This window comes from Paenibacillus donghaensis (assembly GCF_002192415.1).
Classification (GTDB): domain Bacteria; phylum Bacillota; class Bacilli; order Paenibacillales; family Paenibacillaceae; genus Paenibacillus_AQ; species Paenibacillus_AQ donghaensis.
The window spans coordinates 1,903,456-1,924,839 of the sequence record NZ_CP021780.1; the positions used below are offsets into that span (position 1 = coordinate 1,903,456).

Below are 21,384 nucleotides of genomic sequence, written 5' to 3' on the forward strand. Positions count from 1 at the left end.
AATAAAATTTGAAAGAAGTGATCGTAAAATGGAAAACTCGAAAGTTGTTGTAATTACTGGTGCTTCAAGTGGTATTGGTGAAGCTACTGCAAAAATCTTAGCTAAGGATGGTGCGAAATTAGTATTAGGCGCTCGTCGTGAGGATCGCTTGCAAGACCTTGTAAAAGAAGTGGAAGAACTAGGTGGCGAAGCAATGTATATTGTTACTGATGTGACTAAAGTAAACCAAGTTGAATCACTTGCAAAACTTGCTGTCGATACATTTGGTCGCATTGATGTTTGGTTAAATAATGCAGGTATCATGCCGCAATCATTATTGAAACAAAAGAAAATTGATGATTGGGATAGTATGATTGATATCAATATAAAAGGAACTTTATATGGTATTGGTGCAGCAATACCATATATGGAAGAACAAAAAGCTGGACACATCATCAATATTTCATCTGTAGCAGGTCACTTTGCTCATTCAGGTGGTTCTGTCTATTCTGCGACTAAATGGGCAGTTCGTGCAATAAGTGAATCATTACGTGAAGAGATGGCGGAAGATCAAACCAATGTTCGTGTTACCATCATTTCACCAGGAGCAATCAATACTGAATTATTAGAATCTGTAACTGATAAAGGGTTCCAAAGTAATTTCGAAGATTTCTATGAGACATTTGGGATTTCCTCGGAACGTGTCGCTTTGACTATCAAACAAGCTATTGATTTACCAGATGATGCGGCATGGAACGAAGTTATTATTCGTCCAACAAAACAAGTAATGTAATCACTGCAATAACTGAAGAGTAAGATTAAAAAGGGAGTAGTTTTGTTCGCTTCCTTTTTAATTATTGAAATCTAAAGTACGGTGTAATAAAGGGGAACTGGTTTGGATAGACTTTTATTCGTAAACCACCATTCCATTACTCAACAAGAGCCGTTGCCACAGTTCTGAAGGTAAGAAGAGGGATTAAACAAAGCGATTTATTAATTATTTGTTGTACTGTGTAGAATATCGTGATATCATAAGGTAAGCGTTAACATTATATCGGGTTGTAACTGTTAAATCAGGCAAAGCCGTGTACCTTGTGAAATGGGGTGGCTTGGTCTTTTTTTGTACATTGGAGTTGATAACGTGAAAATCGAGAAGGTACTTAATAACAATGCTGTAGTTGCAATGAATGGCGAGCAGGAAGTTATTATCATTGGCCGGGGGATTGCTTACCAGAAGCGGCCCGGGGATATAGTTTCTGAGCAGCATATCGATAAGATGTTTACTTTACAGAATGAGGATATCCAAGAAAATTTCAAAACATTAGTCTCAAGTATTCCTCTTGAATATATGAAGATATCAGAGGAAATCATTGCTTATGCCAAAGTGAAACTTGGCAAGAAATTGAATGAAAGCATTTACCTTCATCTGACAGATCATATTCATTTCGCAATTGAGCGGTATCGCAAGGGTCTGCCGATTAGAAATGGACTAATTTGGGAAACGAAGCAGTTATACAAAGAAGAATACGATGTAGGGCTAGAAGCACTGAACATGATCTGTGATCAATTTGGTGTCATCTTGCCTGAGGACGAAGCCGGGTTTTTAGCACTTCATTTTGTTAATGCCGCTTTGAATGAGGAAATGCCTAATATTAAGAGCATGACACAGGTCATGCAGGAAATTCTAACAATCATTAAGTATCATTTCAAGATTGATTTTGATGAAAATTCGTTGGCATTTTATCGATTTGTGTCGCATTTAAAATTTTTTGCTCAACGTTTGGTTAAGGGGAAACATTACAAGAGCAACAATGATGAGGAACTGTTTTTGATTATTCAGCAAAAATATCCTGTAGCGTATAAGTGCTCGGAGAAAATCAAAAAGTTTATTGAAAGTAACTACACGTATCAACTGACTAACGAAGAAATGATGTATTTATCCATTCATATTGAGAGAGTTGTAAATGCAACAACAGAATAAATCCTGTTAGAAAAATTGGATTGTAACTGTTGAATCAGGCAATTCTGACCATCCATGTCAGTAGAATGGACGTAACTTATTTTATTTTAAACTTGTTAGTTTAACAATCTCATATAACTTTTTACAGTCTTACAGTCTTACAGGGTTGCAACCAAAAGGCAAAACCTGAATTGCTGAATAACACGACTTAATCCGGACTCCGGTATGTTGTGTACGTTCAGTGGTTCAGGTTTTCTTTGTTTCATAACGTGCGATTTTACACAGGGGAGGAAATTACAATGAATTATGATCAATTGGCCAAGGATATATTATTGCGTATAGGTGGGGCTGGGAACGTGAATAGCGTAGTCCACTGTGTTACTAGACTACGCTTCAAGTTGAAAGATGAAAGTATAGCTAAAACCGAGGAACTTAAAAATTTACCCGGAGTAATTACCGTCATGCAGACCGGGACACAGTATCAAGTTGTCATCGGCAATGAAGTGACAGGTGTATATAAAGCACTAGTTAAAGAGGGGGGTATCAGATCCGAAGATCTGGTTCCAGAAGATCAGGAGGTTTTAGGAGAAAAAGGAGGCTTCCTAAGCCGCTTAATTGATCTGATTTCCGGTGTTTTCGTTCCTGTTCTTGGGTTGATGGGAGCTGCTGGAATGATCAAGGGCTTGAATGTCATGTTTGTTTCGTTTGGCTGGATAGAAGCTACTTCGGGTACTTCTCAGCTGTTAAACGCAGCTGGTGACTGCATGTTCTACTTCTTCCCTATTTTCTTGGGATTTACTGCAATGAGAAAGTTTGGGGGTACACCGTTTCTTGGTATGGGAATTGGTGCAGCCCTAGTTTATCCAGCTCTTTCAGGAATTACAACGGGGGCTCCCCTCTACACGTTGTTTCAAGGCACATTGATTGAGTCACCAATTCATATCACGTTCCTCGGCATACCGGTGATTCTGATGTCATATTCATCATCCGTTATCCCAATTATTTTGGCCAGCTTATTCGCAGTGCGTGTTGAGAGGTTTTTCAATAAGGTGATTCCAAGTGTAGTTAGAACGTTCTTGGTGCCATTCTTCGCAATGCTAATTGTAGTCCCTATTACTTTTCTGGTTATTGGCCCTATAGCTACATGGACGGGGCAAGTGATTGGTGCCGGAGTGTCTAGTATTTATGATTTTAGTCCTATTATTACAAGTATTATCTTGGCTGGATTTTGGCAAGTATTGACTCTCTTCGGATTTCAATGGGCTTTTGTTCCCATCGTACTATTGAACTTGTCAACAGTAAAGTCAGATCCTTTCTTGGCGATTGTTTTACCGGCTACTTTCGCCCAAGTCGGAGCGGTACTTGCAGTTATGTTGAAAACCAAAAATAAGAAAATGAAGGCGCTGAGTCTTCCGGCTATAATTTCGGGAGTCTTCGGAGTAACTGAACCTGCGATGTACGGTATCACTCTTCCTTTGAAAAAGCCGTTTATTATGGGCTGTATAGCAGCTGCTGTTGGTGGAGGTATTATAGGACTTTCAGGAACAAAAGCTTATGTTCTTGGTGGTCTGGGAATCTTCGCTTTACCAAACTATATAAATCCGGAGACGGGCATCGATTTAAAATGGTATTTCTTAATCTTAGCGTTGGTTATCGCATTTGTTCTTGGATTCATTCTTGTGCTTATCACTGGATTCAAGGATTCTGTGGAAGTAACACCAGCACCAGCGCCTGTACTTGATCTAAACCCGAACAACAGATTTGAAGTTTTCAGTCCAATGGCTGGAGAAGTGGTTGAATTGAAAGAAATTAATGACGTTACATTTGCAGGAGAGCACATGGGGAAAGGAATTGCCATTCGTCCAACCAGCGGCAGAGTGGTCTCGCCGATTAATGGGGTTGTGCAAACGGTGTATCGTACTAAACATGCGATTGGTCTTGTAACCGATCAAGGTGTTGAGATGCTAATTCATATCGGTCAGGATACCGTGCAACTCAAAGGCCAACATTTCACAGCACATGTGAAAGATGGCGACCGCGTTAGCATTGGCGATCTGATTGTGGAATTCGATCTGCAAGCGATCAAGGATGCCGGTTATGAGACGGTTACCCCGATTATTATTACAAACACCTCCGCTTATCTGGATGTCGTAGGCACGAACAACGCTAATGTTAAAGAAAAAGATAAATTGATCACTGTTATTGGTTGAAATAAAAATTTTATACGCATGGGAGGAACACAACAATGTATGAAAAGTTAACAGCCTTCCCGGAGGATTTTCTCTGGGGAGGAGCGACGGCGGCGAATCAGCTCGAAGGAGCCTATCTTGAGGGTGGCAAAGGATTGACTACGGTTGACCTGATTCCGATTGGTGACCATCGACTCAATATTGCTTTGGGTAATCTGGATTCGTATAAGCCAAAAGAGGGAGAGTTTTATCCTTCACATGAAGCGATTGATTTCTATCATCGGTACAAAGAAGACATAGCACTATTCGCTGAAATGGGATTCAAATGCTTCAGGCTTTCTATTGCCTGGGCACGGATTTTTCCAAATGGTGACGATGCGGAGCCGAATGATGCTGGACTTAAATTCTACGATGATGTCTTCGATGAGTTGTTGAAACACAACATCGAGCCTGTGGTAACCATCTGTCATTTCGATGTACCTGTACATCTGGTCGAGATCTACGGCGGCTGGAAGAACCGTAAGATGATCGGATTTTTCGAGAAATATGCGAAGACATTGTTCATTCGTTACAAGGGAAAAGTAAAATATTGGATGACGTTCAACGAAATCAACATGCTGCTGCATCTTCCTTATATTGGGGCGGGTATTGTTCTTCAGGAAGGTGAAGACAAACAGCAAGTTCTGTATCAGGCAGCGCATCATGAACTGATTGCCAGCGGCCTCGCCGTGAAAGCTTGTCACGAGATCATACCGGGTGCACAGATTGGTTGCATGCTTGCTGCAGGCACAGTCTATCCTTACAGCCCCAATCCGGAGGATGTCTGGAAAGCGATGGAGGAGGATCGGAATTCTTTCTTCTTCATCGATATTCAATCTAAGGGAGCTTATCCAGGTTATACGAAGAGGTTTTTCAGGGAAAACGGCATTCAAATAGAGATGAAGCCTGAGGATGCGGATATTCTGATGCAGAACACGGTAGATTTTATCGGTTTCAGCTACTATGCTAGCCGTTGCACAAGTACCGATCCAGAAATCTTAAAGAATTCAACAGAAGGAAATGTGTTTGGTTCGGTGAAGAATCCGTATCTTCAGGTATCCGAGTGGGGATGGGGCATTGATCCCAAGGGGCTTCGGATCACATGTAATCAGCTGCATGACCGATATGGCAAGCCTTTGTTCATTGTAGAAAATGGGCTTGGGGCAACAGATGTATTGCTGGAGAATGACACCGTTGATGATGACTATCGCATTAAATATTTGAACAGTCATTTTGCTGAAATGGCTGAAGCGATTCAGGACGGGGTAGAGATTCTAGGTTACACGAGCTGGGGGCCTATTGATCTGGTCAGTGCGGGTAGCGGAGAAATGAAGAAACGTTACGGATACATTTATGTAGACAGAAATAATGATGGGACTGGTTCGCTGAGAAGAGTCAGAAAGAGCAGCTTTCACTGGTATAAAGACGTCATTGCAAACAATGGAGCACAATATTTCTGATTCCTAATACAAAAGAGGTCGCTTGAAGGTAAGCGCTGTTCTGTTAAAAAGGGGAATACTTTTACATTCGTTTAACCAGAAAATACATTCTGTTGTAAAAGGAATAAGCCGTTCTGAGTGCTAGAACGGCTTGTTTGCGTGTGAGTTTATAACTTTGATCTAGAGGACCAGCACACGGCGATGATCATTAAGGTAAATTTGTCATCAAAAAGAAGATTATTGTTTTTTCACCATTCCATATTTAGTGAATAATTCTTTATCCATATAATCGGTAAGCTTAAGAAAACTTAGCCATTTAGTTAACAATAGAAATAATATTGTAAGTCCCTGTTCAAAAAATGATATTAAAGTTACCAGAATCTATTGACTTCGTGTGACTCGAAGGTGTTAATCTGAATATAGTTCAAGTCCGCTAACCTGTAAATCTTTGAATTAAGAGATCTAAATATGAGCAAAGTACTAAGTGACTTGGCGCAATAATTAACAACCTAGGAGGTTTTCATTTGGCAAAAAGTAATTGTGAATAAAGGTGTTGAGATTCCTATACTCAACTTTGGTATTTATCAAATTTAGTAACTTTCAATTGGACCATCTGGTGGATTTAATTACTCATAACAAAACTGTTCCTGCGTAAATTAGATTGAAATGTATTCTTTCTGGCAGCAAATAGAAAGCACATACTCATGAAAAGTAACAATGCTTAAATTAAATATTAAGCAGCTTTTACATCAGGAAGAAACAACATCTTTCAAAATGAAGTTGTAATGTCATTTGCTGAAAAGCACAATAAATCTGTTGGATAGGGATCTTACGTTGGTTGACTCTAAGAGGAGTCGTTGTGATCCAAAGTCTGTTCGTAAGGCATGAATAGAATAAAATAAATAATCAATTATACATAGATGTAATTGACTACATCTTGTAAATCTACAGCAAATATAAGTTTCGGCTAGACTAAATTTTGTTTGGAAGGTGAGGATGAATTTAATGGAATATACAAAACTCGGTAACACTGGATTGGATGTATCTCGCATTTGTCTTGGATGTATGAGCTTTGGTGTTGGAGAACGAGGGGATTTTCCTTGGGCTCTTAATGAGGAATACAGTCGTCCAATGATTAAAAGAGCTCTTGAATTAGGTATTAATTTTTTTGATACTGCAAATATCTATTCCGACGGGACAAGTGAAGAAATTACAGGCCGGATTCTTAAAGACTATGCCAATCGAGATGAGATTGTCCTTGCGACGAAGGTTTATTTCCGTGTTCGTAAAGGCCCAAATGGCGCCGGACTTTCTCGGAAGGCTATTTTGAGTGAAATTGATAAAAGTCTCAAGAGGCTTGGAACAGATTATGTGGATTTATATCAAATCCATCGCTGGGATTATGACACTCCGATCGAGGAGACAATGGAGGCATTGCATGATGTAGTGAAAGCTGGTAAAGCAAGATACATTGGTGCTTCCTCCATGTATGCTTGGCAGTTAATGAAGGCAAACCATGTAGCTGTGCAAAATGGATGGACAAAATTCGTATCAATGCAGAATCATCTCAATCTACTCTACCGTGAGGAGGAAAGGGAGATGATTCCTCTTTGTCAGGAAGAAAACATCGGTATAATTCCATGGAGTCCGCTGGCTGCAGGAAGATTGGCACGGCCATGGGGCGAAAGTGATAATCGTTCTAAAGTAGATGAAATAGGAAATGCGATTTATTCTGCAACAGCAGATTCTGACTGTAGGGTTGTTGAACGTGTTGCACAAATGGCTGAAAAATACAGTGTACCAATGTCTCAAATCGCACTTGCCTGGTTACTACAGAAGGAACCGGTAGCAGCACCGATTGTCGGTACTACAGAAATTTCTCATATTGAACAAGCAGTAGACGCTCTTTCAATTAAATTGACTCCTGAAGAAATGGTGTTATTGGAAGAACCATATGTTCCGCATCCCGTACTTGGTATGTTCCAGAATTAAGATAACGAAGGTATATTTACTGAGCAAATAATGAAAGGAAAAAGGAATGAGTAATGTATTGATTATTGGGGCAAATGGGTCAATAGCACGTCATGTTATTGATTTATTCCTGAACGAAACGGATCACTATTTGACGCTTTATCTCCGTAACTCTAATAGACTAATAAACATGGAACCTAATCGCATAAAAACAATCGAAGGAGATGTTTTAAATATTGAAAAATTAAAAGAAGCCATGGTTGGACAGGATGTGATATATGCTAATCTTGCGGGTGGTCTAGAGCAAATGGCAAAAAGCATTGTGGAGGCAATGGACGCGACAGGCATTAAACGTCTAATTTGGATTAGTTCAATGGGGATTTATGATGAAGTCCCAGGAGAAAAGTACGGAGGTATATTGGATCCATATCGAAAGTCAGCTAAAATTATCGAAGACACAGACCTCGATTATACTATTTTGAGACCGGGTTGGTTTACCAATATTGATGAAATTGATTATGAGACAACTCAGAAAGGTGAACCATTTAAAGGACATGAAGTATCTCGCAAGAGTGTTGCAGATTTGATTGTTAAACTAGCTCAATCGCCAGAAATGGAAGTTCGCTGCAGTGTGGGAGTAAATAAACCCGAGTGATAGGAGAGACATTGGGAATTGAATTGTGTGTTTCCAAATTATTTAGAGTTAATAAGAAAGGATAGTTTCGCCTATCATGTGTAGTAATCATAAACATTTCGGTTCGTGCGCTAAGTGAACCTAGTGCCAAAGCACCCTTTGAACAGACTATATTGAGCGTAAAGATTTGAGATTAAACGATATTTTAGTAGATATTAAATACTGCGGTATTTATCACTCCGATATTCATCATGTGTTTAATGATTGGGGTAGCGGAATCTACCCTATGGTTCCTGGTCAAGAAATTGCTGGAGTCGTGACAGCATTAGGAACAGGGGTGACAAAATATGCTGTTGGCGATCGTGTTGGAGTTGGTTGCTTTGTGGACTCATGCGGAGAATGCGAATATTGCATCCGTGGTGATTAGCACGAATGGTGTCGTCGTGGTTTTTAATTCATTAGACTCTGAAGAGAATCTTAAGTACGGAGGGTATAGTCAAAAAATCGCTGTGATATAGAATTTTGTTGTCCGCATTCCTGATGATATGGAATAGATGTGGCAAGCCCGCTATTGTGTCCAGGAATCACTACGTATTCTCCTTTGAAATACTGGAATATTGGTCCAGGTAAGAGGGTTACCATTGTCGGGATGGGAGGTCTTGGCCACCAAGCAGTCCAATATGCGCATATAATGGGTGCTGTAGTTATAGTCTTGAGTCAGACTATAAGTAAGAAAGATGAAGCCCTGAAAATGTGCGTAGACCATTACTTTGCAACTAGTGATCCCGCTATGTTCACGGAGTTGTCTGTCGATTCGACTTCTTCTTAAACACCGTGTCATCTAATCTTGACGTTGATATGTATTTATCCCTGCTTCGTGTGGATGGAGCGCTTGTCAATGTCGGTCTTCCAGCTCAGCCAGAAAAGTATAATGTGTTTTCTGATTCACGGACCGTCTCAACATGGCAGGTTCAAATGTTGGAGGAATATGGGAAACACAAGAGATGCTTGATTTCTCCGCAGAGCACAGTATTGCTCCAAAAATTGAAGTGATCCGTACTGACCAGGTTGATGAAGCATATAATCGCGTCCTTCGTAGTGACGTTCGATATCGGTTTGTTATCGATATGTCTACACTGTAATTCACTAGATTTAATGAAGATGGGTCAGCTAATTCGATAAGTTGACCCATCTTTATGTTCAGCGGATCAAATTGCCAGCATGCTGACATACAAATCACTTAAGTAATCGATCTTCAATTCTGGGAATTTATGATGATGTTTCAGGTGCCTTCTGTGGATGGAACAAACGCATGATTAGTGGTAGCAGCTGCACAACTTCTTGAGTATATCTAATTTTGATAATAACATGATTTTGCAACCAAGAAGGTAAAACGGAATATATGCTCAATCAAAGGGAGATCCTTTTAAATGTAGAAGTTATACGTCGAGCAGTTACTAAATTAATTATGGATATCATTGGGCAAAACTTTATTTTATTAAATGTATGTTGACACAATCAGGCTCAAGTTTTCAGGAAGCTACAGCAAAGGAATTAGCATCTTTAATGTAGCTTTCTGAATTTAGTAAATATTGAGGCGCTTATAAGTACGATTGTTCAATCGCCAAAATGCTGGTTTTCCTTAGATGTGTATGTTCTTTTTTTTTGAAACAATTAATATAACAAGTGATTTCAACGAAAAATTTTTGCTAATAAAATTGATAGTATTTGCTTTAGATGTCAATTTGGAAATACGTGAATGGGCTACAAATGTACTTGAAAATAAGGAAGTTTTCTCGCTAGATATAAGTACTGGTGAATACGTGTCATTTTTTCAAGACGTTATCGAGTTATAAAAAATGTAGTTGGATCGTTAGTATGGTGAGAGTCTACAGTAACCGATGAAATTTAATGAAATGTATATTATGAATAATTGCTGTATAACCCCAATAGCGATTTTTCTCATATAAAATGAAATATTAGAGGGGGCAGGCCGGATGAACTTTGATTTCTCATCAATTGTCGAAATGTTTGCGTCATACTAACGAACGTGTATTTATCACAAGTGAGGCGGGAGATGGGAAAACTACTTTAAGCCATCGAGTTGCTTATCATATATCTTGCTATGCCCAACAATCTGGTTCTATAATAGTTCCTATTTACGTGAGCCGCTTAAGAGGGATACCTTTCGACCTGCCATCAGCATTGCAGATGTCTTGTGAAGAACTGGGTGTTCGGACATTCCCACGTCTATTTAAACCGCATTTACGAACAAGTCATGTCATTTTAATAATAGATGGCCTTGACGAACTTTCAATCTATGATAGGAAAATGATTACATCTCCTAAATATTGGAAATAAATTCAAGAGATGTTGGGAATTTAAGTGTTTTACTTACTTCTAGGCCAATGGAGTCTTCATTTAACGAATTGATGCAAACATTTCGAACAGGGATCATACGAGAACTTAATATTAAAGAACTGTCATTGGTTCTAAATACATACTTAACAGATGGAGAACATATTCGACAAATACATGAGATATTTAAAAATATACGTCGCTCTCCACTTTTAGCTTTATTGCTTATTCAGAATGTGCAAAAAGGTATTTTATTGGACGATTTATCATTTGTTCCTGGAAGGAGTGAAAACTGAAGCATTCTGGAATAATTACAGGATGGACAAATAACTGGTGATTTTTTGACGTTGTTTTCTGTAATAAAATACAGACTGAGTTGAAGTCATCTCACAAATAGTTATTCAATTACAAGAATGTGCCGAAAACAGTGACTCAATTTGCTTATAGGCCCCAGATATGAGCGCGAAGTTGCTAATCATTTCAAAGGAAAATGTATTCTTTTTAATTGGCTGAATTCTCAAATTCCCGATGCTGATGAAATTTAAAGATATTCATTCAAGATTAAAACCACCTTCCATAGTGGAGAAATATCGGGTGGCAATACAAGTTCAAAGACTGTATCAGATGCTTCCCGAATTATGGATGCATCTAGTGTAGCGGAATCTGGAGACTCGGATGATAAACACAACCAGTACTCCGGCTTCAAACGAAAATCTGAGTAAATCCTCCGAACATGAAGACTCATCAAATCATGCTGAGACACCATCTAATAACTTAATCAGGAATTATTTAAGACAAATTCGCCCAAGCTACGTATACCCAACGGCAACTAACGAATGTGTCCAGTGGATTTTATTCTACCCTGCAGAAACAGTAACGAATATAGAGATCGATATTAATGGTAAGGTGCATAATTTCCTTTCATTCGTATTGACTAAAATATCCTGTTTTAACTACATTTAAACGAATGTATAGTATGCATAAATGGTGTATAAAACAGAAATGCGTTTTTTCTCAATTAAAATGAAATATTTGAGGTGGTCTACTAGACGGAACTCTATTTTCTCATTTGAAATGAAACACTTCCCCTTATTGTATAAGGGTTTTCTAACAGGGAATTCTCAATCCCAATGAAAAATCACAATGAGTGTTGAGGGATCATTGAAGCTGCGAAATTCGCTACAAATTATAACATTCATCATTTTGCATGAATATTCAAAACTAAATATTTATTCATTTTCATGAATCAATATTCTCGTTGTGTTCCACGATAAAGTGTTTGAATGAACTTTGTACAAATAGTAAAAATAAAATTGTGACTAAGCGTAGTCATTGGAAACAAGCGATCTTCGAGACGGCAGCCAAACCGTTATCTCGAATGATCGCTTGTTTTGGTAAGGGAACTTTCACAGACACGGTCATTCCTATAGAGGCAAGACCACACTGGTTTCAAATTGATTATCTGTGGCGTTCAGCTTAAGGTGTCCTCCATATTTCTCAGCTGTCTTTTGAATATTCAAAAGTCCTATCCCATGAAATTCGGGGTCTTTCTTCAGAGTTTTTTTTACAGGCCCACAAGGTTTTTGATAGGTATTCATGACCTGCAGCATTAAAGAGTGGTGATTGGAAATAATATAGATTTCGATACTCCTGTTCGTACCTGGCGGTACCGCCGATGCGCTTTCAATTACATTTTCAAGCATATTGCCGAGAATAACACACAGATCGTATCCTTCCATTGTGATATCTTCTGCAGAAATGTTAATCGAATGTTTTGACTCAATGTTATGTTCATAGGCGGGGCGCAAGGCATTACTAACTAGAGCATCGATAACCAAATTGCCGGTATTCACTCTTTTATAGGAGCTTTCTATTCTTTCAAACATATTATGTATGTGTTGTATGGCTTCACGTTTTTTGATAATTGCATTCCTGGTAATCATATAATAAGAAATGATCTCAGCAGTGAACCCCAAAACAAGGTGAATAACAGAGTATATAGCCCGGGCTTCCAGGCGTGACGGATACAAGGATGCAATAAGAAAGGCGCTGAGCAAATTCAACAGGCTCGTGATGAAAAGGTAGGTTACATATTTATGCTGTTCACCCTCAATATTCAAGCATCCGTACCCATTTTACTCCATATATGCTTGGTTATGCTATAGTAAAAATCTGTAAGGAGGTGGGAGATTGATAGACCAAATCGTATATCATGTTTCCAGAAAAGCTGTGGGTTACGGTGTTATTGAGGACAAGGATTTACCGGTATTCCGTTACGGATTGATATCGATCCTGGAAATATTCATGATCATGTCGACGATGCTGTTTATTTCCATCGGAATGAATTGCCTTATTGAAGCCGCTATGTTCGTGGGCATAATTTCCGTATATAGAAGCTTTGGCGGAGGTTATCATGCGAATACCTTCAAAAGCTGCTATTTCATTTCATTATTGATTTTTGTAGCTGGATTGACGGTAATCAAATGGCTTCCTGTAGAACTGTACGATATTGCCAACTGATATGCGCTGTAGGGGCAGCTGTTCTAACCGTAAAAATTCCGTTGTCCGGAAGCAAGAACAGGCAGCTGGATGAAAGCGAACGCTATGTTTTCCGGAGAATCCATTACGTCCTGAACGGTGCATATCAAGTATTCATACTATCGGCAATCTGTCTGGGGATCAGGAACGATGTGTTCCTTACCTGTTCCTTGGGCGTATTGGTATCACAATTGTCCAGACTATTCCAGAATAAAGGGGTATGACCATGCGAATCTCCAGATCCTTATGCAAGCTGCTGTCCTTGTTCACATTTTTTGTTGCTTTTACCAGTGCCAATACCATGTGTCCCCCTCTCGAATTGATGGTTGTGAAAAAAGGAACAAAGGTAGAGCTTTTCCAGGAAGGCGAGTTGCAGATCCGTTTTGCAGGCAGCCGGGCATTCTATGCCTGCGGCTATAGCAATCAGCTTCAGTGTATGGAAGACGGCGCCAGGTCAGAAATATCGATCCGCTACACCAACTCCGCTTGGGAGGATCAGTCCCGCTTGATGTTCTCCGGAGCAGAACTGATCCAGGTGCCAGCTGGCGAAGGGATGCTCTTGAATATTACCCATTCTCACGTGAGTGTAGGTTAAGTTTGTGCTGAGGGGGAGCTGCAATTTCGATGAATGGACTAAATTTTTGAGCAATAAGGAATTATATAATTTCTAAAGAATATGCTGATTTACAGGAATTTTTCAGGAAAGGAGAGTGCCGCATTGCCTCAAATCACAAAAGGCGGCAAGTTTGTTTTTGGTTGGTCTGTTGTGCGCTCTAATGGTCAAGTCAGACTGCCTGATATGGCTGCTGAGGAATATAACATTGCTTCGGAAGGTAAGGTGGTCTTGTTTACCGGAAGTGCAAAGACGGGTGGCTTTTGTGTTACCCGCCATGGTTTATTGCAGGAATCGCCGTTGGGAGTCCTTCCGGACAATCCGGATTTGGCCAGCTATGAGCGTCCAGAGGGACATTTTGTCAGCTATAAAGGAAGAAAATACTGCTGGCTGACCATCTCCGAAGACAGGACATTGACGCTGACCGAAGAGATGCTGAAGATTCTGGACATTGGACCGGGTACCCGGCTGCTGTCCATCCGCGGTAGCTGTTATGCCTTTGTTATGGGAGCCAAGGGACCGCTGCTTGAACGGGCAAACCGCTATGAAGGAGAAGTTGACTGTTTTGTTTGAGACCAGATGCAAGGATCTCCACTGCCGATACCGGAAGTGGAGATCCTTGCATTTTTTAAAATATGGGAATTTATATGTTTTAAGCTATAACTTATCCCTATATTTCTCGCAGAAACGGATACCTGAAAGCGATACGGAGTATCACTGCTTCGGAAGCATAGGCTCCCTAAAAGGACGGCAAAGCCGTTTCTTCTTGATGAAAGGAGTGCAAAAGGAGAAAATGTATATTTATATACTCTGAAATATAAGAGACTGATGAATTAATACATGAAGAAAGAAACACTAATGGAACAATTTTATATTGCCCAAGATATTGTTCAGCGGATATTCGTGTTGAATCAATTAATCATCCTTCATGAGAAGAGTAGAGCAGAGCAGATAAAATGGTGTTCAGAAGAGTATTTTAAATGAACGGTGACCAAAAATGCTGGTGGAGATGAGAATTTGAAAAATCAATTTAAACCATAACCATAAAAGGATATACACAGTCGCATTTGACTGATTATTATCTTGTAGAGGGAATGACTACACCTCCACAGCCAAATATTTATTTAGCACCATAGGTTAATATGGCAAATAGCGGTAGCCATGGACGAGAAAATAATGTCCTAGGCTGCCGCTGTTTTATTGAACTAACGGTAGCAATAGGTAAGCCTTTGATACGATCTCCAGCTTTTCCCCTGCTCCACACGGAGCGTGCGAGTTTCCCCGCACTCCGCGTTCCCTCTAACAAAATGTACTAGATCATAAGTTCCTCGTTACTCATAGATTTGGGAAGGTTAGACTGGTTCTAGTCCGTATTTATTACGGTACTGATTGATTTTGATTTTCATCAAGTCAGTGATACCCCGTCTATTTATGAGTACTTCGATCGTCTCTTTGTGAGTATGGTGGATAAGCTCATATACCTCTTTGTGGAGAATGCGCAGATTGTTGAATTTGTCGCTTCCACCGAGATATAATGGCATATAGTGGTGACAGTAGACGTCTGATGCGAAAAGATACATCCCTGTGATTTCGCATTTCCCCATCTTCATACTGTACCGACTTATACGATTATCCATATACTCCACACTCTGGCTCGGGATGCTGGATTCCATCAAAGAAAGTATTTCTTGACGTATATCCGGACGAAGCTTTTTGTATATTTGTTCTCTTCCTGCCGTTGTATAAAGTGAAAGACTTTGACTGAAGTTCATCGTGTTCTTTGTTTTCACGTTGGCAAGAGGATATAAGTATACACCTGCTACTTTGAACGTTCTGTAACCCCTGCTGTAGAATTTGTTGTATGTTGGTGGCGGGTTAGTAGGATGTTCGTATTTCCCGATTTGTTTCAGACGATTATACATGAAGGCTCGCAGGTCATAGGCAAGACGTGAGAACTCAACACTGACATGGGTTGCCCGACTGAAGTAGTTGTGGATTCCCAAAACAAAGCTATTAAAGAGTGCTGCATTTAGGGCAATTGGAGACGATCTCAACTTCTGAATGCGCTTTTTGGCTTCCATCTTGATCTTCTGCTTTTTGTTATTTCTAATGCCTGTATGCGCTACTCTCTTTTCACCCTTTACATTCGCTCGGATCGTGAATCCTAGAAATTCAGATTCTCGCTTTCGTAAATTTACAATTTGCGATTTCTCTGGCGAAACTTCCAGTTTCAGACGATATTTTAAATAGGAAACGACAGCATGATACCACTTGTAGGCAGTCTTGTAGTCTCGACAGATGATTTTGAAGTCATCGGCGTAACGCACCATATATCCTTCTTTGAGGGAAGTGCGATTTTTCGTATACAATTCACCACTTCTTGTCTTGTGAGGTTGAGTCAGGGGGAAGAATTCCCATTGACCAGCCACCCAATGATCCAAGTCATTGAGGACGACATTTGAAAGTAATGTCGACAACAGACCCCCTTGAGGTACACCCTTTGTAGGTATACCTTATCCATCGATTTCTGCTTTCAGCATCTTGGAGATGCACGCTAACACCTTTCTATCCTGAATCCCCATGTTCCATAGCTGCTTCAATAGCAACGTGTGATTCACATTGTCGAAGAACCCCATGATGTCGATATCTACCACATAGTGCATTTGTGCCCGATTCACAAGAAATTGTATTCTTGCCATCGCGTGGTGTGTAGACCGTAGTGGTCTGAAACCATAACTATGTTTGTAGAAATGAGCCTCAGCTATGGGTTCAAGCACTTGCTTGAAGCATTGCTGAATGATTCGATCCAGTATACAAGGAATGCCGAGCGGTCGCCATTTTCCGTTGTCTTTTTCTATAAATTCCCGTCTGACTTTCTTAGGGCGATACCATTTTAGATTGTTTTGGATTTCACTTACTAGTTCATCTTCGGACGATTTTTCAATGTCTGTGATGGTTTTTCCATCTGTTCCTGGCGTCTTTGATCCTTTATTCGATTTCATTGTTCGATAAGCCAGCCGAATATTTTCTCTAGATGTGATTAGATCGTAGAGATGCGAGAAAGATTCATGATTGCCAGCTCTTTCGTGCAAATCTGTGAAAGGTTCCGTCATGCCGTAGTACTCCCAATTTCGCAAAGCTTGCACTGTGGCATCAATCCTTTTGAGGTGATGTTCCCACATTCTTACCCGACCGGCGCAATTCACGTTTGGAAAATGATCGTTCTTATCTGTTAGACTTGGGGCTGTTCTTCCACTCCCATTACAGGAGATTCATCAGTCGTGCCCCTGCCCTCACAAAGCTTAATGCATTTCGGCCCGTGCCTTATTGCAACCGTCTTGGGTAACAGCCCTTGTTGCGACGTGCCTTGCTTTCCAAGTCCCTTACAACCTAGCCTTTTTTTTTTTGTTCTGGACTTAGGTGCTTCCTCTGGGCCTGTGAGCAGGATGCCTCCTTAGTTTGGCATAGCGTATTTCATAGGGAAAATTTTTACTTTACGCCACTCACCCCATCGTAGGATGGTACATAAGTTTCCTTATGCTCTAACTATAGACCTGTACATTCGGAAGTTCGTCAGTTCTTTTCTATGAACATTCTCACCATATCCAGCTTTTCAGCCACGCGGCATATCCGTCAGCATACCTTTTCTATTCGAATGGCTCTAGCCTTTGTTCTGCCGAATCTACCTGTACTTCAAACCCCATAACCTGTCAGTCATGACGCATGCAGGAGTATTGGTGGGATGGTTTCGGGATACATGGTTCCGTCATTCCCATCCTCGGTTGTAAAGTTAGGATTCTATGAGACTTTGAATCCCCTGTTTTTCGCACTATGTAGTGCTTATACAGAACTTGTCATACTTCCCCTGTTAGTGAAACAAATTACTCCTGGTAAGGTTTTCTGTATTACTTCTTATTGTTGCGATTTATCTTTTAGAAATTTGACAACCTCTTCATGGGCTATTTGCGCAGGTTCCTTTTGGAGTTGGTAGATGTAATCATGAGGCAAGTTATTTCCACTACCTGTCCAATAGACACTCGTAATGTCAACACCCCGATCAGGAAGGCTATAGTACTTAGTGTGATTCCGGTTTTCTTCCCAATCCTAAATTTTTTAATTGATTTGTTAGACCCATCAGTAGACTGATTGCTCTGTTCTTGTTTCAGGGTATCCTCCTTAATATCCGTCTCCAATTCTCTTTTATCCTCTCTGAATTACTTCACAGTATGCTCTATAAAAGCTTTCATCTTAACAAGGTTTTCTTTGGCAGCTGTTGACGTTCCATTTGTATACATATGCTCTTCTCCCTCAGCGATATTTAATTCAGCAGGAATCCCTAGCTCCAATAACCGGTTGTACATATCTGTTGCTTGGTCAGAGAATGATGAAACAGTACCATCGTTGATAAACGAGGGGGATAGTTTGCAGTCACGTTAGAGATAAAATTCGCTGATTGAATATAATTTTTGTCTACATCCTTTAACAAACTATCCTGCATATAAGCACGTATCATCTCTCCGAAAGCAAAGTCGACAATAGCATTACCTGTTTTGTGTGCACGCATTGAATCAAAAAGTGCACTATCAAAAATAGCAGCTTTCAATTCATTGTTCGTTAGTATCGGCTCGATACCAACTGCTTGACTATAGGCCGGATTCGTTTGTATCGCTGCGAATTTCCCGATAATATTTCCGCCTGCACTCCCACCACTAATCACAACTTTAGCCATATTTAAATTGTATTTTTCAGCATTCTCTTGTAAAAATTTAACGGCCTGTGTCATTTGAATGACTGGTACTGGATAAGCATACTCTGGTGAGAATGCGTAGTTGATAGCAACGAGATTATAACCTAAATCAAAGAAAATTTGACGATATGCAGGTATGCCAGCCGTAGCACCATTCGGATCCCCTAATGCTTTATCTCCAGCTAAAAAACCGCCACCATGAACAAACATCGTGGACCGCTTTGCCGAGAAAAAGGGCTACCTTCCCTTACTGACCTCCCACCTTGAAAGCGGCGACTTCCAGGTGCTGTCCGAAGAATCGTTTGATTTAGGAAAAACTAAGAAACGCCATGGCAGAATCCTTCCTATTACTGCTGAAGAAGGCAGTCATCTTCTGAAGGCGTTCGGCGACGATTAATCCTGATAACTAAAATACCAAAATATGAAGAGGGTATTCTCCAAGCTAAGAAATATAGCTTGAGAATGCCCTCTGTTCATGTGGTCCGGCACAAACTCAGTTCATTATACTTGCGGGAATATTGCTGCTTTATAATGAGGAATTGCCTGAATATTATGGAATTCCGCAACTTCAATACCTTCAAAGACTTCGATAAAAGCCTGATTCACATAGCTGTGTGTAGTGCCTTTGCGAAGCGGGGAAATGGTCAGGTGTAGTTCTTGATTCTCCAGCTCATCTTTGAATTCCTTGAGTCCAATATTCCACGGATGACCATAATGAATATGATCCGTAAGCAATCGGCCTGACAGAAATGCGTTCGCTACATCTCCATCGTAATTAATTTGGAGCGACACATTTTCTACCTGCTCAGGCCACTCTGAATCAATATTCAGCAGAGCTGCGCGATCAGATGGATAAGTCACATTCACTTGAGGTGTGTATTCCGCTACACTGATGCGGTAAGTGAGGAACACACCGTCTTGTTCTGCCGCGTCAATCGAACCAGTGCGGAGTGACATCTGGAAATCCGGGGCTGGATAGATAGAGGCTGTGAATTCTGCTGCATCCGGGGAATTACATATCAATTGGTTAGACTGAGTAAATAAATGCAAACCCTTGTTTCCGTTGTCAGCAATGACTAATCGTTCTTGTCCCCAGAGGGAGAAGAGATAGGTGCCGAGAGCCTCCTTACGGGTTAAGGTGAGGAGGGTAAAGGTTCCCCCATCCTTCAGCGTGATATTAACCTGATGGCTTTTTCCCACCGCAGGGGTAATGATCCATTGATCCAAGGTTAGTTCCGCAGACCCTGCGCCTGCATCGATGCTTTGAATCTCTTCAGCATGGAGAATAATTTCTGCCTTCATCCCCTCATGCGCAAAGAAAACAACGGTGGTATGCGCACCATCCTTCAAGCGGGTGAGCAATTGGGTTGTGGCGCTGATGAGCTGCAGTCCGTCCAAATTCAGATTGAAGGGAAGCACGACACCTAAATCTTTTCCCAGTTTAATAGAGCCGCTGTGTGGGAAACTAACGGGTCCTCGTTTGGTAAGCAGCTCGATACGCAGATCCCGTTCAGGCATTTCCAGCTGATCCTGGAAATTGTTCAGGAACACAAAACCGGAGTCATCTCTTTGCCGCAAACACCAGCGGAGAGAAGTGGTATCTTCTGGCTTAAGTTCATTTTGACCTTCAGGAATAACCGTCCCCATGGGAGCCAAGATGTCACCAAAGGCCTCTAGAAAGAGAGAAAGTGTGCGAATGCGGTGATAAGAAGGGCCAACTCGTCCAAATTCACCAAGTGGCGATTGATAATCATATGTGATCTTAGGCAGGGAAGTTTCATTCATATAAGAATGTTTACCCACCGGATTAGAGCCGCCATGATACATATAATAGCCCAGCATATTGCTGCCACTGGCCAATTTCACCAAGGTCATGGCTTCAATGCTGGCTTCAGGCACAAATGGACGCGCGTGGTAGCTGACCTGCATGCCACCAGCCATTTCGCAGTACGCTACCGGATATTCCGTCGTTTCGAAATCCAGCGGTTCCACCGGGGTATGGTGAAGATCCTGATAGATGAATTCCCTGCTTGGCGGTTGATTAGGAATCCATGAAGTATAAGCATAACCTGCAAGCATAGGAAGAGCACCCTCCGCAGGAACTGCTGCACCGCCCCAAGCGGTAACGGTGAACAGAAGCGGAGAAATTCCGCTTTCCAGAGCAATCCGTTTGAGTTCGCTTAGATGCTCTCTGCCGCCGGTTCCAGATGACAGGTATACGCCGCCCTTATAACCCCAGGAGTCAAAGGGTGCTCCACAGTGCATGAACTCATTATCCAGTTGAATAGCGATGATCGGCCCACCTTCTTGGAAGTAGCAGCCTTTAATTTGTCTGGAAATTTGCCGATAGAGACGGGTAGCTAATGTCAGATATGCGGGGTCATTGGAGCGGATTTGGATAGGGGAATGAAATACCCAGTCTGGAATCCCGCCATTACGCACCTCTCCATGACAGAAAGGACCAATTCTCAGAATCAGCGGGAAATCAATTTTGGTGCACAAATCTACAAAATGTCTAAGGTTGCGATTTTCAGACCAATCGAACTTTCCTTCTTCCTCTTCGTGGAAATTCCAGAAAACATAGGTGGCAACGATGTGCACGCCACCTGCTTTCATTTTGAGCAATTCCTCTTCCCATTGCAGATAGGAGAAGCGGGAAAAGTGGAATTCGCCGACGACCGGGATAAACGGAAGGCCGTTTTGGGTCATGTAATAATTGGTAAAGCCAAAGGACTTCCCATCCGGATTATTGCCTCCTTGGTTCGACAGCTTTCCGGGAGTAATTCTTTTGTCTGGGGTATCAAGCGTATAGGATACGGTTCGGTTAATAGTGTTCATACTTTGTTTTTCCTCCTTGAAGTCATTGGCAGTTTACGATATATTCTCTTGTGTATCAAGAATAATCGAACCTGCTACG

General features: G+C 40.9%; 13 protein-coding genes and 2 pseudogenes. 11 read left to right on the forward strand and 4 right to left on the reverse strand.

The window, feature by feature from the left end:
* Positions 1 to 28: 28 nt before the first annotated feature.
* From B9T62_RS07890 to B9T62_RS07920, 7 genes and pseudogenes are all read left to right on the forward strand, one after another.
* A complete protein-coding gene (locus B9T62_RS07890) occupies positions 29 to 772 on the forward strand; it encodes an SDR family oxidoreductase (protein ID WP_087914752.1) in 744 nt (247 codons plus the stop codon).
* Between the two features lie 348 nt (positions 773 to 1,120).
* Positions 1,121 to 1,960, forward strand: a complete 840-nt coding sequence (gene licT / locus B9T62_RS07895) for a BglG family transcription antiterminator LicT (RefSeq protein WP_087914753.1) — start codon at positions 1,121 to 1,123, stop codon at positions 1,958 to 1,960.
* A gap of 278 nt (positions 1,961 to 2,238) precedes the next feature.
* On the forward strand, positions 2,239 to 4,149 hold the full coding sequence (locus B9T62_RS07900) for a beta-glucoside-specific PTS transporter subunit IIABC (protein ID WP_087914754.1): 1,911 nt from the start codon (positions 2,239 to 2,241) through the stop codon (positions 4,147 to 4,149).
* 35 nt (positions 4,150 to 4,184) lie between these two features.
* Positions 4,185 to 5,627, forward strand: coding sequence for a 6-phospho-beta-glucosidase (gene ascB, locus B9T62_RS07905; RefSeq protein WP_087914755.1), 1,443 nt, complete (start codon positions 4,185 to 4,187; stop codon positions 5,625 to 5,627).
* A gap of 984 nt (positions 5,628 to 6,611) precedes the next feature.
* Entirely contained in the window at positions 6,612 to 7,598 is a 987-nt protein-coding gene (locus B9T62_RS07910) for an aldo/keto reductase (RefSeq protein ID WP_087914756.1), read from the forward strand.
* Positions 7,599 to 7,644: 46 nt separating this feature from the next.
* On the forward strand, positions 7,645 to 8,232 hold the full coding sequence (locus B9T62_RS07915; protein ID WP_087914757.1) for an SDR family oxidoreductase: 588 nt from the start codon (positions 7,645 to 7,647) through the stop codon (positions 8,230 to 8,232).
* 86 nt (positions 8,233 to 8,318) lie between these two features.
* Positions 8,319 to 9,353: pseudogene (locus tag B9T62_RS07920) on the forward strand (NAD(P)-dependent alcohol dehydrogenase).
* Positions 9,354 to 11,993: 2,640 nt separating this feature from the next.
* Here the strand turns inward: B9T62_RS07920 and B9T62_RS07930 are convergent.
* Positions 11,994 to 12,689, reverse strand: a complete 696-nt coding sequence (locus B9T62_RS07930; protein WP_087914759.1) for an ATP-binding protein — start codon at positions 12,687 to 12,689, stop codon at positions 11,994 to 11,996.
* Between the two features lie 70 nt (positions 12,690 to 12,759).
* On the opposite strand from B9T62_RS07930, the gene B9T62_RS07935 reads away from it, so the two are divergent.
* From B9T62_RS07935 to B9T62_RS07945, 3 genes are all read left to right on the forward strand, one after another.
* Positions 12,760 to 13,089 (forward strand): accessory gene regulator B family protein, encoded by a 330-nt coding sequence (locus B9T62_RS07935; protein WP_087914760.1) that lies wholly within the window; start codon positions 12,760 to 12,762, stop codon positions 13,087 to 13,089.
* Positions 13,090 to 13,333: 244 nt separating this feature from the next.
* Positions 13,334 to 13,702 carry a hypothetical protein gene (locus B9T62_RS07940; RefSeq protein ID WP_087914761.1) on the forward strand — a complete coding sequence of 123 codons (369 nt, stop codon included), beginning with the start codon at positions 13,334 to 13,336 and terminating at the stop codon, positions 13,700 to 13,702.
* Positions 13,703 to 13,825: 123 nt separating this feature from the next.
* Positions 13,826 to 14,293, forward strand: a complete 468-nt coding sequence (locus tag B9T62_RS07945; protein ID WP_087914762.1) for a hypothetical protein — start codon at positions 13,826 to 13,828, stop codon at positions 14,291 to 14,293.
* A 779-nt stretch (positions 14,294 to 15,072) separates the two neighbouring features.
* Here B9T62_RS07945 and ltrA read toward each other — a convergent pair.
* Positions 15,073 to 16,902 (reverse strand): annotated as a pseudogene (ltrA, locus tag B9T62_RS07950) (group II intron reverse transcriptase/maturase).
* 1,154 nt (positions 16,903 to 18,056) lie between these two features.
* The gene (locus B9T62_RS07960) at positions 18,057 to 18,677 is read right to left on the reverse strand and encodes an alpha/beta hydrolase (RefSeq protein ID WP_087914764.1); all 621 of its coding nucleotides are present in this window, start codon (positions 18,675 to 18,677) and stop codon (positions 18,057 to 18,059) included.
* 1 nt (position 18,678) lies between these two features.
* On the opposite strand from B9T62_RS07960, the gene B9T62_RS07965 reads away from it, so the two are divergent.
* The gene (locus B9T62_RS07965) at positions 18,679 to 18,864 is read left to right on the forward strand and encodes a glycoside hydrolase family protein (protein ID WP_211296428.1); all 186 of its coding nucleotides are present in this window, start codon (positions 18,679 to 18,681) and stop codon (positions 18,862 to 18,864) included.
* A gap of 104 nt (positions 18,865 to 18,968) precedes the next feature.
* Here B9T62_RS07965 and B9T62_RS07970 read toward each other — a convergent pair whose 3' ends face one another.
* Positions 18,969 to 21,305 carry a beta-galactosidase gene (locus B9T62_RS07970; protein ID WP_087914765.1) on the reverse strand — a complete coding sequence of 779 codons (2,337 nt, stop codon included), beginning with the start codon at positions 21,303 to 21,305 and terminating at the stop codon, positions 18,969 to 18,971.
* Positions 21,306 to 21,384 lie beyond the last annotated feature (79 nt).

Bases quoted from the DNA above. Each gene is read 5' to 3' on its own strand.
- B9T62_RS07970 (WP_087914765.1), bottom strand. From the start codon at position 21,305: ATGAACACTATTAACCGAACCGTATCCTATACGCTTGATACCCCAGAC.
- B9T62_RS07915 (WP_087914757.1), top strand. From the start codon at position 7,645: ATGAGTAATGTATTGATTATTGGGGCAAATGGGTCAATAGCACGTCAT.
- ascB (WP_087914755.1), top strand. From the start codon at position 4,185: ATGTATGAAAAGTTAACAGCCTTCCCGGAGGATTTTCTCTGGGGAGGA.
- B9T62_RS07910 (WP_087914756.1), top strand. From the start codon at position 6,612: ATGGAATATACAAAACTCGGTAACACTGGATTGGATGTATCTCGCATT.
- B9T62_RS07960 (WP_087914764.1), bottom strand. From the start codon at position 18,677: ATGTTTGTTCATGGTGGCGGTTTTTTAGCTGGAGATAAAGCATTAGGG.
- B9T62_RS07900 (WP_087914754.1), top strand. From the start codon at position 2,239: ATGAATTATGATCAATTGGCCAAGGATATATTATTGCGTATAGGTGGG.
- B9T62_RS07890 (WP_087914752.1), top strand. From the start codon at position 29: ATGGAAAACTCGAAAGTTGTTGTAATTACTGGTGCTTCAAGTGGTATT.
- B9T62_RS07940 (WP_087914761.1), top strand. From the start codon at position 13,334: ATGCGAATCTCCAGATCCTTATGCAAGCTGCTGTCCTTGTTCACATTT.